Source organism: Prochlorococcus sp. G5PB11, from assembly GCF_059772425.1.
Map to the genome: position 1 here is coordinate 1,879,969 of NZ_CM186287.1, position 13,579 is coordinate 1,893,547.

The 13,579-nt window shown below is 37.5% G+C and carries 16 protein-coding genes; 11 read left to right on the forward strand and 5 right to left on the reverse strand.

Annotation, left to right across the window (positions count from 1 at the left end; genetic code table 11):
- Positions 1–8 precede the first annotated feature (8 nt).
- The 8 genes from AC6EI0_RS10830 (at position 9) to AC6EI0_RS10865 (ending at position 7,374) form a co-directional block, all read left to right on the forward strand.
- Positions 9–1,421 carry a form I ribulose bisphosphate carboxylase large subunit gene (locus tag AC6EI0_RS10830; RefSeq protein ID WP_036906976.1) on the forward strand — a complete coding sequence of 471 codons (1,413 nt, stop codon included), beginning with the start codon at positions 9–11 and terminating at the stop codon, positions 1,419–1,421.
- A gap of 100 nt (positions 1,422–1,521) precedes the next feature.
- Complete coding sequence (locus tag AC6EI0_RS10835) at positions 1,522–1,863, forward strand: ribulose bisphosphate carboxylase small subunit (protein WP_036906978.1); 342 nt, start codon at positions 1,522–1,524, stop codon at positions 1,861–1,863.
- 98 nt (positions 1,864–1,961) lie between these two features.
- Positions 1,962–4,346 carry an alpha-carboxysome scaffolding protein CsoS2 gene (gene csoS2, locus AC6EI0_RS10840; protein ID WP_498522504.1) on the forward strand — a complete coding sequence of 795 codons (2,385 nt, stop codon included), beginning with the start codon at positions 1,962–1,964 and terminating at the stop codon, positions 4,344–4,346.
- Positions 4,347–4,353: 7 nt separating this feature from the next.
- Positions 4,354–5,913, forward strand: coding sequence for a carboxysome shell carbonic anhydrase (locus AC6EI0_RS10845; protein WP_498522505.1), 1,560 nt, complete (start codon positions 4,354–4,356; stop codon positions 5,911–5,913).
- Positions 5,914–6,189 carry an alpha-carboxysome shell vertex protein CsoS4 gene (gene csoS4, locus AC6EI0_RS10850; protein ID WP_269609931.1) on the forward strand — a complete coding sequence of 92 codons (276 nt, stop codon included), beginning with the start codon at positions 5,914–5,916 and terminating at the stop codon, positions 6,187–6,189. It begins immediately after the preceding gene.
- Positions 6,189–6,440 carry a carboxysome peptide B gene (locus AC6EI0_RS10855; RefSeq protein ID WP_498522506.1) on the forward strand — a complete coding sequence of 84 codons (252 nt, stop codon included), beginning with the start codon at positions 6,189–6,191 and terminating at the stop codon, positions 6,438–6,440. The genes csoS4 and AC6EI0_RS10855 overlap by 1 nt, the downstream gene beginning before the upstream one ends.
- A 45-nt stretch (positions 6,441–6,485) precedes the next feature.
- Positions 6,486–7,034, forward strand: a complete 549-nt coding sequence (csoS1, locus tag AC6EI0_RS10860; RefSeq protein ID WP_498522507.1) for an alpha-carboxysome major shell protein CsoS1 — start codon at positions 6,486–6,488, stop codon at positions 7,032–7,034.
- Between the two features lie 76 nt (positions 7,035–7,110).
- Positions 7,111–7,374, forward strand: a complete 264-nt coding sequence (locus tag AC6EI0_RS10865; RefSeq protein ID WP_498521652.1) for a 4a-hydroxytetrahydrobiopterin dehydratase — start codon at positions 7,111–7,113, stop codon at positions 7,372–7,374.
- Here AC6EI0_RS10865 and AC6EI0_RS10870 read toward each other — a convergent pair.
- From AC6EI0_RS10870 to gloB, 3 genes are all read right to left on the reverse strand, one after another.
- Positions 7,371–7,601, reverse strand: coding sequence for a DUF3136 domain-containing protein (locus AC6EI0_RS10870; RefSeq protein WP_011294518.1), 231 nt, complete (start codon positions 7,599–7,601; stop codon positions 7,371–7,373). The genes AC6EI0_RS10865 and AC6EI0_RS10870 overlap by 4 nt on opposite strands.
- An 86-nt stretch (positions 7,602–7,687) precedes the next feature.
- Positions 7,688–8,098, reverse strand: coding sequence for a Rid family detoxifying hydrolase (locus AC6EI0_RS10875; protein ID WP_498522508.1), 411 nt, complete (start codon positions 8,096–8,098; stop codon positions 7,688–7,690).
- A gap of 45 nt (positions 8,099–8,143) precedes the next feature.
- Positions 8,144–8,899: a hydroxyacylglutathione hydrolase gene (gene gloB / locus AC6EI0_RS10880; protein WP_498522509.1), complete on the reverse strand. Its 756-nt coding sequence runs from the start codon at positions 8,897–8,899 to the stop codon at positions 8,144–8,146.
- A 50-nt stretch (positions 8,900–8,949) separates the two neighbouring features.
- Here gloB and hisG point away from each other — a divergent pair, with 50 nt between their 5' ends.
- The 3 genes from hisG to AC6EI0_RS10895 are packed head-to-tail and all read left to right on the forward strand — an operon-like array spanning position 8,950 to position 11,951.
- Positions 8,950–9,612, forward strand: a complete 663-nt coding sequence (gene hisG, locus AC6EI0_RS10885; RefSeq protein ID WP_498523545.1) for an ATP phosphoribosyltransferase — start codon at positions 8,950–8,952, stop codon at positions 9,610–9,612.
- Positions 9,599–11,395, forward strand: a complete 1,797-nt coding sequence (locus AC6EI0_RS10890) for an ABC transporter ATP-binding protein (RefSeq protein WP_498522510.1) — start codon at positions 9,599–9,601, stop codon at positions 11,393–11,395. The genes hisG and AC6EI0_RS10890 overlap by 14 nt, the downstream gene beginning before the upstream one ends.
- Positions 11,396–11,408: 13 nt before the next feature.
- On the forward strand, positions 11,409–11,951 hold the full coding sequence (locus AC6EI0_RS10895) for a GNAT family N-acetyltransferase (protein WP_498522511.1): 543 nt from the start codon (positions 11,409–11,411) through the stop codon (positions 11,949–11,951).
- 23 nt (positions 11,952–11,974) lie between these two features.
- Here AC6EI0_RS10895 and AC6EI0_RS10900 read toward each other — a convergent pair whose 3' ends face one another.
- Positions 11,975–12,679 carry a TIGR04283 family arsenosugar biosynthesis glycosyltransferase gene (locus AC6EI0_RS10900; protein ID WP_498522512.1) on the reverse strand — a complete coding sequence of 235 codons (705 nt, stop codon included), beginning with the start codon at positions 12,677–12,679 and terminating at the stop codon, positions 11,975–11,977.
- A complete protein-coding gene (locus AC6EI0_RS10905) occupies positions 12,628–13,290 on the reverse strand; it encodes a TIGR04282 family arsenosugar biosynthesis glycosyltransferase (RefSeq protein ID WP_498522513.1) in 663 nt (220 codons plus the stop codon). The genes AC6EI0_RS10900 and AC6EI0_RS10905 overlap by 52 nt, the downstream gene beginning before the upstream one ends.
- Positions 13,291–13,579 lie beyond the last annotated feature (289 nt).

The window sequence follows — 13,579 nt, forward strand, 5'->3', positions numbered from 1 at the left end:
AGCTATCAATGGCTAAAAAGTATGATGCTGGAGTTAAGGAGTATAGAGATACTTACTTCACTCCTGACTATGTCCCCCTAGATACTGATCTACTTGCATGTTTTAAATGCACAGGTCAGGAAGGTGTACCAAAGGAAGAGGTTGCAGCAGCTGTTGCAGCTGAATCATCTACAGGTACATGGTCAACAGTTTGGTCCGAATTGCTTGTAGATCTTGAGTTCTACAAAGGTCGCTGTTACCGCATTGAAGATGTCCCTGGAGACAAGGATGCCTTCTACGCATTTATTGCCTATCCATTAGATCTTTTTGAAGAAGGATCTATAACTAACGTTTTAACATCACTCGTTGGAAACGTCTTTGGTTTTAAAGCCCTGCGTCATCTTCGTCTTGAAGATATCCGCTTCCCAATGGCATTTATCAAAACCTGTGGCGGACCTCCTAGCGGGATCGTAGTTGAACGTGATCGTCTTAATAAGTACGGTCGTCCATTACTTGGTTGTACTATTAAGCCTAAGCTTGGTCTTTCGGGTAAAAACTACGGTCGAGTTGTATACGAATGTCTAAGAGGCGGTCTTGATCTAACTAAGGATGATGAGAATATTAATTCTCAGCCATTCCAGCGTTGGAGAGAGCGTTTTGAGTTTGTGGCTGAAGCAGTAAAGCTAGCCCAGCAGGAAACAGGTGAAGTTAAAGGTCATTACCTTAACTGTACTGCGACTACTCCTGAGGAGATGTATGAGCGTGCTGAGTTTGCTAAAGAACTCGATATGCCCATCATTATGCATGACTACATTACTGGTGGTTTTACCGCTAATACAGGTCTGGCTAACTGGTGTCGTAAGAACGGCATGCTTCTTCATATCCACCGTGCTATGCATGCGGTTATTGACCGTCATCCTCAGCATGGTATTCACTTCAGAGTTCTTGCGAAATGTCTACGCCTATCAGGCGGAGACCAACTTCATACAGGAACAGTTGTTGGAAAACTAGAAGGAGATCGTCAAACAACTCTTGGTTATATCGATAACCTCCGTGAATCCTTTGTCCCTGAAGACCGTTCTCGCGGTAACTTCTTCGATCAAGATTGGGGTTCTATGCCTGGTGTATTTGCTGTGGCATCTGGTGGTATCCATGTTTGGCATATGCCAGCATTGCTCGCAATCTTTGGAGATGATTCATGTCTCCAGTTTGGTGGTGGTACTCATGGTCACCCATGGGGATCAGCTGCTGGTGCGGCTGCGAACCGTGTAGCTCTAGAAGCATGTGTTAAAGCACGTAATGCAGGTAGAGAAATCGAAAAAGAAAGTCGCGATATCCTTCTTGAAGCTGCAAAGCATAGCCCTGAGCTAGCAATTGCGCTTGAGACATGGAAAGAGATTAAGTTCGAATTCGATACAGTCGATAAACTCGACGTTCAGTAAAAAAAATTTAGAGGTGATTTTAAAAGTCGCCTCTAAATTTCTCAAATTCACTAGTCGATGACTCAGTCGACTTTCATTCATTCACTAATCTAAGTTCACCATGCCTTTCCAGAGCACAGTAGGTGACTACCAGACAGTCGCCACCCTGGAAACATTCGGCTTCTTACCGCCGATGACCCAGGACGAAATTTACGATCAAATCGCTTATATCATTGCTCAGGGTTGGAGCCCAGTTATTGAGCATGTTCATCCAAGTGGTTCAATGCAGACCTATTGGTCTTATTGGAAATTACCTTTCTTTGGTGAAAAGGATTTGAATCTCGTAGTAAGTGAGTTAGAAGCTTGTCATAGAGCATATCCTGATCATCATGTGCGTATCGTTGGATATGACGCCTATACACAAAGCCAAGGTACTTGCTTTGTAGTTTTCCAAGGCCGCTAGTTTCAGGCTTTGATAAATTTAGCCCTGAAAAGCTTTCGGGGCTAATAATTCTTTAGAGAATTAAAAAATTATTTCTTCGGTCTCTCCATTGGATTGATATGGCTAAACAAACAAGTAGACAATTGGTTCTTGATCGCCGCAAGGCTTTGAGTCAAGGAGGTAAAAATGCCTCTATTAAAGGTTCAACACCTAATAGAGTTCGTTCTTCCGCTGACGCGAGAGCTACTAGAACTGATTCAACTTTTGTTAAGCCCAAAAAGAATTTAACCCATTCAAATAATTCCTCTTCTCAGTTAAGTACTAATAATTATCAATCAGGTACTTCTGGAAGTTCAATAGGTTCAAGATCATATAAAAGCTCAGTAGCCCATTCTAGTCGACAACTTGTTATTGCCAGACGAGAAGCTCTATCTCGTAGAGGTAAATCTGCTGATCATACAAAAGATATAACTCGGGTCGACGTTGAGAAGAAGAAGGGTCAAAATACTCTTTCTTATAGTGAAAAAAAGGCTGAACATTGTTGTCCAGAGTGTGAGCAAAAAGCTCTAGAGCAATCTACTAATACAATTTCAAAACCAGAAGTTACTTTGACTTTAAATAAAAGAACAACGGATCGCCGTTCGACTGGTAAAAGAAAAGCTATTACTAATTCAAGTAGAGCACTTGTTCTTGCTCGAAGAGAGGCTTTGTCAAAACACGGTAAATCTGCAGGGAAGCAACCAACATCAGCTGCATCTGTTGCAAGACAAGGTAATCCAGATCTAACTACTAAGGAAATAGCTCAAAGAGTAAGAGAGCTTAAAAGCAAAACTGGTGCTACTGGAACAAACCGTACTGCCGTAACACGTCCTTGTGGGCCAAATAAAAATGGAGCAAAACAGAATGCTAGTGCTCCAGATGCTCATTGGAAGGTAGGTATGAGTCAAACTTCTACTGGTCAACTTGTTACTGGAACTCAAGCAAATAGATCTCTGAAAACTACGGGTAATGAAGCAAGTACATGCCGTTCGATTACAGGTACTCAATATTTAGGTTCCGAAGTTATAGATTCTTTTTGTAATGGTGCTAATACTTCCATAAGTCAACCCCCCAAGGTAGCCGTTACAAGTACAACTCATGGAAATTTAGTAACAGGTAATGAGGTAGGTAGATCAGAAAAAGTTACTGGAGATGAGCCAGGAACATGTAAGAATCTTACAGGCACAGAATATATTTCTGCTAATCAATCAAATGCCTACTGCGGAAGTGTTAATCCTTCACCTTCAAAAATTGGCTATAGCAATACACTTGATGGTAGAAAAGTAAGTGGAACTATGACTGGAAGGTCAGAGTTGGTAACAGGTAATGAAGCAGGCTCAGGTAAGGATTTAACTGGAGACCAGTATTTAGGTGCTGATCCATTGCCCTCTGGAAGACCTGCTGAAAAGGTTGGTTCCTTAAAAACAATTCGTGGTAATGGTGTAACTGGAACTGATGTCTCAAGAAGAGAAAATGTGACTGGTAATGAGGCTGGCAGTTGTAAAAATGTGACAGGAGACGAATATGTAGGTTCTAGGCAATTCGATTCTTTTTGTGGTGGTAAACCTGAACCTGATCCTGCCAAGGTTGGTTTAAGTTTGACTAATAAGACTCAGTCTGTCAGTGGAACAATGACAGGTAGATCTCAGCTTGTAACTGGAGATGAACCTGGAACTTGTAAAGCAGTAACTGGAACACCATATGCAGGTCTAGAACAAGCAAATCAATGGTGTGATAAAGCCACCTCTGCTGAGATAGAGGCTAGAACCCCTCGGCAACTTGGGACTCCTGCGGCAAGATTGACTGGTCAGCAACCTGGTATAGGCGGGAAAATGACAGGAGCTAACAAAGGTGCTTGCGAGCCTTTAACCGGAACACCATATGTTGGTGGTGATCAATTAAACGAAAATTGTGGTCTTTCAAATAGTTCTGCAGGTTATGCGCATCAAGAAAATACTGAACAAGCACCTTGGACAAGTTTTAGTGTGAAATCTCCAGCAAGGGAGGCTCATATTCAAACAGAATTAAAATCAGGTGTTACTGGAACAAGCTACGAAGATAGTTCCAGAATTACAGGGCCATTCGACATGGCTGCTAATAAAGTAACTGGTACCGAACAATTTAGATTTGATAAAAAAATATCTAATGCTAAGCAAAATAAAGTTGATGAGGTAGTTAACGAAGAGACCAAACAAAGACCAACCTCACGAATCACAGGCGAGGGCCAATCAGCTGGTTTAAATATTACTGGAGATGATTGGGCAAGAGGACAACATGTAACTGGAACAGAAGGAGCCTCTGCTAAGAGACGTAATCCTTCTCGCCCAGGTCCAATGAGCGCAATGCAGGCAGCTGAATTGAAAAGAAATCAGGAAGTCCCTGAACCAGACTTTTTGATCACAGGATCTAGTGGCAATACAAGGGAAGGTCAATTGGTTACTTTCTCTGGTGGAGCAAGAGGTTAAATAGTCGATGGCCTATCGTAATTTGGCCAAGAAATCTTTTCGTGGGCCTACAGCTCCTATGAAGAGATTTGTCGATCTAGAGAACCAGAGCTTGAATTCTGAAGTAATTAAGACTACTAATTCTTTCTCTGATGAAATCAAAACTATTAGCTCTTTCTCAACTGATCATCCATTGACGAATTCTCAAGAAAATCAGAAGTTAATTCAATACGAAAAAAAGGTTAAAGGTCGATTTGATAATATTGTCCCTCTTTTAAAAAGAGTTTCTAGTCTTCAAAATGATTTAAATTTTGTAGAAAGAGCTCAAAATTTATGTCGCTCAGAATTAGGGTATGAATTACCATCGCACATACTTGAAAAGGCGTGGGTCGGGAGTGTTGATATTAGTGCCTTGTTTGCATGGTGTGTTTTTCAATCACACCAATTGACTAGTAATGAATTTTTTAATTCAGATCCAATAGAGGGATCTGAAGATAGTCAATATGCTAAATCTTTTCAATCTTTTCTTTATCAATGTGGCTTTCATCTTTTAGATATCACTCCTTGTGCCGATGGCCGATTAGCTCATGCTATTTCCTACGCTTTACGTATACCTTTTAGCTCTGTTAGGAGGCGTTCTCATGCCGGTGCACTATTCGATATTGAAAAAACAGTTAATCGTTGGATTAAAACTGAACATAGTAGATATAGAGAGTCAACTCCTAACTCTGCAACTGAGCCAACAAGATATTTAAAATCAGTAATCTATCATTTTAGTTCTGTTGATCCTACGCACCAAGGATGTGCTGCTCATGGTAGTAATGATGAGTTGGCGGCATCAGAAGGCTTACAGCGATTATTAGATTTTAGGGAAGCAGTCGAAAATAGTTTTTGCTGTGGTGCATCTGTTGATTTACTTTTAATTGGTATTGACACAGATACAGATGCGATAAGAGTTCATACTCCCTCAAAAACTAATGAAGTTGATTTGAAATCATGGGTTTGTGCAAATGAAATCTACAAAGAGACTCAATTTCTAAATGCTGAGGATGCTCTTCAAAAAATTCAAGAAAATATCAAAAGTGTTTGTCCTGGAGAAACTGATCCAAATATGGTTATGTTTATCACTAAACTCATTTCAAATAATATTTCTCAAATTGATTATGTAAAAAACTTTCACGATGGAAGTTATAAAGATGCTGGTCATGCTGAGAGATTTATTGGTGTAGGGATTGGTTTTAAAGAAGTGCATTTGAGAAACCTTACTTATTTTGCTCATTTAGAGACTGTCGAGCAAGGTGCCCCTGACTTAGATGTCGGAGTGAAAATTTTTACAGGTCTCAATATCTCTAGGAGTTTACCAATCCCTATTGTCATTCGCTTTGATTACTCAGGTAGTGTCCCTCATGCAAGAAATAGGGCGTTATCTGATTGTCATAGAATTAATGAGGCTATTAAGTCTCGTTATCGAGATTTAATAGATGATGGATCACTTCACACATTTCTTACTATTCGAGATCGAGACAAAAAGGCTCCTGCAGAAGTTGTAGGTTCTTCCCTCGATCCAGTCACTCAGGAGGCTCACTAAATGCTCATTTGTAAAGTTCTCAAACCACTTGTCTCAACCAATCGCATTCCAGGCTTTGAACATAAACATTTACAGGTTGTATTGGACGGCAGCTCAAAAAAAGTTGCTGTTGATGCTGTTGGATGTAAACCAGATGATTGGGTTATATGTGTAGGAAGTTCTGCGGCTCGCGAAGCTGCTGGAAGTAAGTCTTATCCAAGTGATTTAACAATTGTTGGGATTATTGATCATTGGGATCCGGAGACACAACAGCAGATTCCAGGAGGAGCAAAATAATGGAGATCATGCAAGTTATGGGACGGTTGGTATGTTCACAGAGAGTGGAAGGTTTAGGACATATGCATTTAAGAATATTGTGTAATAACAAAGGTAAAAGACTTGTGGCTGTTGACCCCGTCGGTGCGCGAGAAGGTAATTGGGTCTTTACCGCAACAGGAACCGCAGCGAGGTGGGGATGCCCAGATCCAAATACTCAAACTGATTTAACTATTGGTGGGATTATTGATAATTGGTCACCTGATGATTAGTTATAACACTATTCAATAAAGCTTAATTTTATAAATTCCTAAATTATGACTAACTCTTCAAATCGACAACCAAAAACTGGTAATAAAATCATTAAACCTAAAGATCAGGTTGTTGATATTACTCCCTTGAATTCAAGCACTAAATTAAAAAATACTTCCAACATAAAGTCCTCTTCGACTGAAAAAGTATCTAATACTAAAAGTATTTCTAGGGCTAAAAATGTATTAAATGGCACTGGAGGTTATGGCTCAACTAAAACTCCAATTGGAAAAAATAGAGGTTTTAAAAGTTATCCAAAAACTGGTATTGCACTAGGAATGATAGAGACTCGTGGACTTGTACCCGCAATAGAAGCAGCAGATGCAATGACTAAGGCTGCTGAAGTGAATTTGATCGTTAAGGAACTCGTAGGTGGTGGATATGTAACAGTAATGGTTCGTGGTGAAACTGGTGCTGTGAATGCTTCAGTGAGAGCAGGTGCTGATGCATGTGAGCGTGTTGGCGATGGTTTAGTTGCGGCACATATCATTGCTCGTCCACATATCGAAGTTGAGCCGGCTTTGAAATGGAGTGGTGCTAAAAGGAGAAGTTAAGTAGTTTTTTGTTTATCAATTATTTCTTCAATCAATTCACGATGTAGTAGTTTTTATAAAAGAAATGTTTTTTTTTATGGAAGGGTGGAGGCAAAAGAAAAGACCAGAGTGTCTAGAAAAAAGGTTTGAATTCCAATCTTATGAAAAAAATAGAGACTTTCTTGATGAGCTAGGTGATTTTTGCGAGAAGGTAAATCGCTTCCCTGACATAAGTTTCGGGAAGACTTATGCAAACATCACCATCAGGCCTGTAGAAAATAATGAGAAAGAAGAAATATCAAAAGATGATTTTGATTTCGCAAGTAAAATAGATTTTTTAAATAATCAGCAAAAAAATTAATCTTCCTCTTTTGGTTGTTCTAGGTCTCTTTTGATTAATGCCATTAGATAAGAGGGAGTTTTATATCTCCCTGGTAAACAGCGATTGAGAGTCTCTAGATGGCTCCAGCAAACTGTTCTTTGAATTTGATCAGCGGTACGTCCTTGTTGCAAGAGCCTCCTAAGTGCTTTGCAGTACAGAGGGTATCCTGCTTCTAGTTCGCCAATAGTCAACTTGGCAGTGGACATTGTCTATTGCGAATCAATTATCAATTTAGACAATCATGGGGCCACTTAGCAAAGTGGCAATGTTCTGTTTAGTCACAAAGTTGTTTTTATTTCTTGTTTCCTAGCCAAGCAACGCAATCTATTTCAATTTTTCCTCCCTTTGGAAGATTTGATACTTCCACGCATGCTCTTGCTGGGCTCGTCGCTGCTCCCCCAAAGGTTTCCGCATAAATCGCATTCACTTTTGCGAAGTCGTTTAAATCAGTTAAATAAATAGTTGTTCTTACTACATTTGAATTTTTCCCACCAGCAGCTTCAACTACTGCTATTAAGTTTTTTAAAACTTGTCTGGTTTCATCCTCTATGTTCCCATTCCCTAGCATTACCCCAGTTGAAGGGTCTAAAGCAATTTGTCCTGAGCAATACAACCAGTTCTCTACTAACACAGCTTGGTTATATGGGCCAACTGGGTTAGGTGCGAATTCTGTTTCGATTGGCTCTATATCTGAACTTTTCATAAATGTATAGGCTTGTGTTAAGAGATTTGATAGTTAAATTAGAATTTAACATTTCCAACTATCTTTGTGCATTCTTAGTTTTTTAAATTCTTCGACATTTTGCGCTCTTAAAAATAAATTTGTTTTTCTTTCTTCTGAGATTGTTGATGGGAGACTAGGTATCCCATTTCGAAGCTTATTCTGAACAAGCTCTAATCTTTCTTTAATAGAAATATTTTTTGAATCTAAAGTTAATGCCCATTTTAAGTTGTTTTCTGTATATTCATGAGCTGAGTATATTTTTGTGTTTTCTGGTAAGGAATTAAGTTTATATAAACTTTCAAACATTTGAGATGGCGTTCCTTCTAGAAGGCGACCACAACCACCTCCAAAAATTGTGTCTCCAGGGAATAATATATTATATTTAGCATTTTCTTTTGATACATAAAAGGCAATATGGTTGTTCGTATGACCGTGCACTTCAATGACTTGAATCTCACCATCCATTAAATGAAAAATATCATTATCACCTACTGAAAATGTTTGAAAAGGTATTCTTGTAAGTTCTTTTTTTGAAGCAATTACCTTTGCATTCGGCCATCTTTTGATTAGCTTTTGTGTCCCACCTATATGGTCATCGTGATGATGCGTTTGAAGGATAGCTTCCAAGGATAGGTTTTTCTCTAAAAGCCATTTTTCTACAGGACTTGAGATGGATGGATCTATTACTACCGCATTGCAATTGTGGACCCATACCCATACGATATTGTCCTGTAAAACAGTAATTGGGTGAATAGTGAATTCGCTTTCTTTCTCTAACATTTTTTATTTAAGTAATGAAATAGTTGGAATCAATTTCAATGGTTTTTGACATGTTTACAGTTGCACTAGCAAAAGGCGCCTTATTGAAAGAATCAGTCTCAATGTTTTTGAACGTTGGACTTGACTTCTCGGCTGTTTTAGAAGATAGCAATCGTCAATTGATGGTCCCGTCAGTTTGTGGACGTGCTAAAGCCCTTTTAGTAAGAAACAGTGATGTCCCTGTTTACGTATCTTATGGACAGGCACAACTGGGAATAGTGGGTTTTGATGTGTTACAAGAGCAGAAATTGCAGGTGTCTAATTTAGTTGATCTTGGTTTTGGAGCTTGCCATATGTCTGTTGCAGTTAAATCGAGTAGTGGTTATTTGAGTGCTTCTGACTTGCCACCTAACTGTCGTGTTGCAAGTAAATTTACAAACTGTGCAAAGAAATTTTTTGATCAAATTGATTTGCCTGTTGAATTGGTTCATTTGAGTGGATCGGTTGAACTTGGTCCAATAACAGGTATGGCTGAAGCAATCGTTGATTTAGTCGCAACTGGTCGTACTCTTAGAGATAATGGTCTGATAGAAATTGAAGAACTTTTCAAATCAAGCGCTCGGCTTGTTGGTCATCCACTATCACTAAGGTTAGATAGAGGTCCACTTCAAGAAATTATTGATTCAATTCAAATCCAATCTCAGATTAATCTCTCTCCTGATGGCAAAAAATGATTTTCGAAGAGTTAAGAAACTTGGTAAGTATTTAAAAAAGGAAAAAAAACGTTTAATCCTAATACTTTTAATACTATTACCTGTTGCTTTAGCCGGTGCAATTCAACCTCTCCTTGTAGGCCAAGCTATTTCTGTTTTAAGAGGAGAAGATACGATATCTTTTTTTGATAATTTATCTAGTCAATCATCAATTAGTTTGATAATAGTAACTCTATTCATAACAGTATTACTAAGACTTGGATTACAGGGTTTTCAGTCATACAATATACAGGCTGTAGGGCAAAGGTTGACTGCAAGAATTAGAAATGATTTGTTTTCCCATTCCATGTCATTGTCATTGCGTTTTCATGACAAAATGCCTGTTGGTAAATTGCTAACAAGATTAACTAGTGATGTTGATGCATTGTCAGAAGTTTTTGGAAGTGGAGCTGTTGGTGTTTTAGCTGATTTTGTTAGCCTTATAGTTATATCAATAACTATGATTTTAATTGAATGGAGATTGGGTTTGCTTCTTTTAATTATTCAAATACCTGTTACAGCTTTTATTCTTTGGCTACAAAAACGTTATCGAATAGAAAACTATAAAGTTAGAGAAGAACTTTCCCAACTAAATGCAAACTTTCAGGAAAATTTACAAGGCCTAGAAGTTGTTCAGATGTTCAGAAGGCAATCATTAAATGGTCAAAAATTTTCCAAAACAGGTATTAATTATAAAAATGCGGTAAACGGGACTATTTTTTATGACAGCAGTATTTCTGCTTTTATTGAATGGGTCTCATTGGCAGCAGTCGCATTGGTTATTTCTTTGGGCGGTTATATGGTTACGGCAGGAGCTATGGGACTTGGTACTCTAACCACATTTATTCTTTATTCACAAAGATTATTTGAACCTCTGAGACAATTGGCAGAAAGATTTACACAAATCCAGGGTGGGCTAACAGCAGTTGAAAGAATAAGTGAGCTGCTTGAAAAGAAAATAGAGATTTATGATCAAATTGATAAGAAGGTAGAAAATAAAAAGAGAATCAATTCAAATGAAACTCGAATTGGAGAAGTTTTATTTGAAAATGTTAGTTTTTTTTACAGAGAAGATGAACCTATAATAAACGATTTAAGTTTCAAAATTAATCCCGGTGAACATGTCGCTCTCGTTGGCCCAACTGGGTCAGGTAAGACTACTTTGATTAGATTATTATGTAGGCTTTATGAACCTCAAAAAGGAAATATATACATTGATGGTCAAAATATTAGAAACATTTCTATTCAAGCTCTTAGGAAACAACTTGGAGTAGTTCTTCAAGACACTTTCCTTTTTAGTGGAAATGTTGCAGATAATCTTCGCTTGGATTCTTCAATAGATAATCAGGGCTTGAAAGATATATGCAGTGAATTAGGACTCGATAATTTATTGAGAAAGCTTCCAAATGGATTAGATACATATATTAGGGAAAGAGGAGGGAATCTTTCTTCAGGTGAGAGACAGCTTTTGTCTATTGCAAGAGTTGCAATAAGAGATCCAAAAGTATTAATCATGGATGAAGCTACTGCTTTTATGGATCCATCAACTGAGGCAACTTTGCAAAGAGATCTTGATAGGTTGTTAGAGAAAAGAACAGCGCTTGTTATTGCACATAGATTAGCAACAATAGAATCATCTGATCGAATCCTTGTAATGAGAAAAGGAAGGCTAGTTGAGCAAGGTAATCATGAAGAGTTGAGGGCTTTGGGTGGACTTTATGCCCAACTATCTGATTTGCAAGAAAAAGGTCTCGCATCTATCTGACTAGTACTAATTTATGATTAATCTAGGGTCAAAAAAACTAGGAATGCCAGGCTGGAGGAATCAAAATGTTCTTTCAGATGAAACCTTAAAAAATATATATGGAAAACAAGCTATTCAATATTTTAATCAAGATAATTCATCCCTCTTCGTTTTTAGTGATTCCAAATCTTTTGACTTAATTGAACTTGAGCAACTTTTACAAGCAGTTGGTTGGGGAAGAAGACCACTTCGAAGAGTGAAACGAGCTCTAGATAATAGCTTGCTTAAGATTGGTCTATGGCAACATGATCCTAAGTTTCCAAGATTAATTGGATTTGCAAGATGCACCGGAGACGGAGTTATTGATGCAACGATATGGGATGTAGCTATTAACCCTGTTTATCAAGGTTATGGATTAGGGAAACAACTTATGTCTTATTTAATGAGGAGTTTAAAAAGGGAAGGTGTTACTAGAGTTACTCTATTTGCTGATTCTGATGTGATAACTTTTTATAAAAGACAAGGATGGAATCTAGAACCAAAAGGGAATAAATGTGCCTTTTGGTATTCTAATTAATTGATTAAATTACAGTTGATAAATTATGAATAGTATTCTTTTGATAATTTATCTGTTTCATGGCCTTGGCGCCATTTCTTTCTTAACCTTGCATTCTTAATAGCACGTTTAATTATATTTGAATTAGACCATCTTATGCCGTCAGTGTATAAATTTAAACCGATACGCTTTACTTTTGCAGTTTTCGTAATTCTAGTTATCAAGTCGAGATCCTCCATTATTTTTAAGGATGAGAACCCTCCTGATCGGTAGTAAAGGTCTTTGTGAATTAGTAAGCCTTGGTCGCCATAAGGACGTTGTAAAAAATGACTTCTAAGTGCTACAGCGAGTTCTAAAATTCTGTATTCTAATTTATCTTTTTTGACTTTAAAATCAAAATACCATGCAAAATTCTTTGATGTTTTATTTTGCATTATTTTAAACAAAGTTTCTCCACATTTTTTGTCGAGCCTACTATCTGCATGAAGAAATAGAAGCCAATTTCCTTTTGCTTTGGAGGCACCAGTTTTTAATTGATATCCTCTATTTTTCTTAGGACTATTGATAACACTAACTCCTTGTATTTTTGCAATTGAAATAGTTAAATCTGTACTCCCTCCATCCACTAATGTTAAATCAAAATCATCAGGCCATTCATTTAAATCAGCAAAGAGAAGAGGAAGATGATCTGCTTCGTTTAGAGTTGGTATGACGATGCTGAGAGTTGGAAACTGTTGTGATCTAGCCATGGTGATAAATCCAAAATATTGTCAAGATCATTTTTAGTTTGAAGTAATTGATAATTTATTTGATTTAAGGAAGCCAATCGTATTGTCTCTTCCAGCACTTTATCGCTTCCCCATTTTATACCAGAAAATGGCCAGTTGCATAGTGGATTTAAGAGTTTGTTTGATAATCCTATAAGCCAGTATCCACCGTCTTTTGAAGGACCTAATACCATTTCTTTTCTATTAAGTATTTGAATAGCTTGAATTAAGTCAAAGTGTGAGATTGATGGTAAATCAGTTCCAATTAATAGGACAGGTTTATGAATCGTTTTGTGAGAAATAGTATTTTCAAATTGAGTCTTTAAAAACTGTCTTTTCATTTTTGTTCCTAGATTGCCAGCCCCTTGAAGCGTAATTTTTTGAATCTTATTTTTGAGCGCCCATTTTTTCGCTGCCTGAATTCCAATTCCATCGATGGCAACTGTTACATCAGCGAGACCATCTTTTTGAATATCTTTAGCTACTTTAATAGTGTGATTAGTTAGTTTTTCTTGGATCTTTGCTGCTTGAAGTGCCCCTATATCCTTGGATAAACGACTTTTACATCTAAAGATAGCGTGCCATCTTGTCATTAAAACTATGGTTGGTTTATTGCTTTTAATGAATCTTGCTGTTTTAACTACCTTATGCATAGTTATTGATTTCAGGCTTTTCGATGTTCTTGAAGTCTAAGTTACTATTTATTTCATCTGATTAATTTTTGTTCTTAAAAAAATAAAACCTATTTGCGTTTTCTTTTTCTGATCGATGACGAAATTTACCTTTTTGAATGTGACGACTCAATTTTTACAACTGGATTCCCAGATTTTACAATTTATGATTGAAGTTCTCGCTAAAATCAAGATCCATTAGGTAATTTCT

Coding starts and splice junctions, on each gene's coding strand:
- AC6EI0_RS10890 (WP_498522510.1), top strand. CDS start 9,599: ATGGCAAAAAATGATTTTCGAAGAGTTAAGAAACTTGGTAAGTATTTA.
- AC6EI0_RS10875 (WP_498522508.1), bottom strand. CDS start 8,098: ATGAAAAGTTCAGATATAGAGCCAATCGAAACAGAATTCGCACCTAAC.
- csoS2 (WP_498522504.1), top strand. CDS start 1,962: ATGGCTAAACAAACAAGTAGACAATTGGTTCTTGATCGCCGCAAGGCT.
- csoS1 (WP_498522507.1), top strand. CDS start 6,486: ATGACTAACTCTTCAAATCGACAACCAAAAACTGGTAATAAAATCATT.
- AC6EI0_RS10895 (WP_498522511.1), top strand. CDS start 11,409: ATGATTAATCTAGGGTCAAAAAAACTAGGAATGCCAGGCTGGAGGAAT.
- AC6EI0_RS10900 (WP_498522512.1), bottom strand. CDS start 12,679: ATGGCTAGATCACAACAGTTTCCAACTCTCAGCATCGTCATACCAACT.
- hisG (WP_498523545.1), top strand. CDS start 8,950: ATGTTTACAGTTGCACTAGCAAAAGGCGCCTTATTGAAAGAATCAGTC.
- gloB (WP_498522509.1), bottom strand. CDS start 8,899: ATGTTAGAGAAAGAAAGCGAATTCACTATTCACCCAATTACTGTTTTA.
- AC6EI0_RS10855 (WP_498522506.1), top strand. CDS start 6,189: ATGGAGATCATGCAAGTTATGGGACGGTTGGTATGTTCACAGAGAGTG.
- csoS4 (WP_269609931.1), top strand. CDS start 5,914: ATGCTCATTTGTAAAGTTCTCAAACCACTTGTCTCAACCAATCGCATT.
- AC6EI0_RS10865 (WP_498521652.1), top strand. CDS start 7,111: ATGGAAGGGTGGAGGCAAAAGAAAAGACCAGAGTGTCTAGAAAAAAGG.
- AC6EI0_RS10830 (WP_036906976.1), top strand. CDS start 9: ATGGCTAAAAAGTATGATGCTGGAGTTAAGGAGTATAGAGATACTTAC.
- AC6EI0_RS10905 (WP_498522513.1), bottom strand. CDS start 13,290: ATGACAAGATGGCACGCTATCTTTAGATGTAAAAGTCGTTTATCCAAG.
- AC6EI0_RS10835 (WP_036906978.1), top strand. CDS start 1,522: ATGCCTTTCCAGAGCACAGTAGGTGACTACCAGACAGTCGCCACCCTG.
- AC6EI0_RS10845 (WP_498522505.1), top strand. CDS start 4,354: ATGGCCTATCGTAATTTGGCCAAGAAATCTTTTCGTGGGCCTACAGCT.
- AC6EI0_RS10870 (WP_011294518.1), bottom strand. CDS start 7,601: ATGTCCACTGCCAAGTTGACTATTGGCGAACTAGAAGCAGGATACCCT.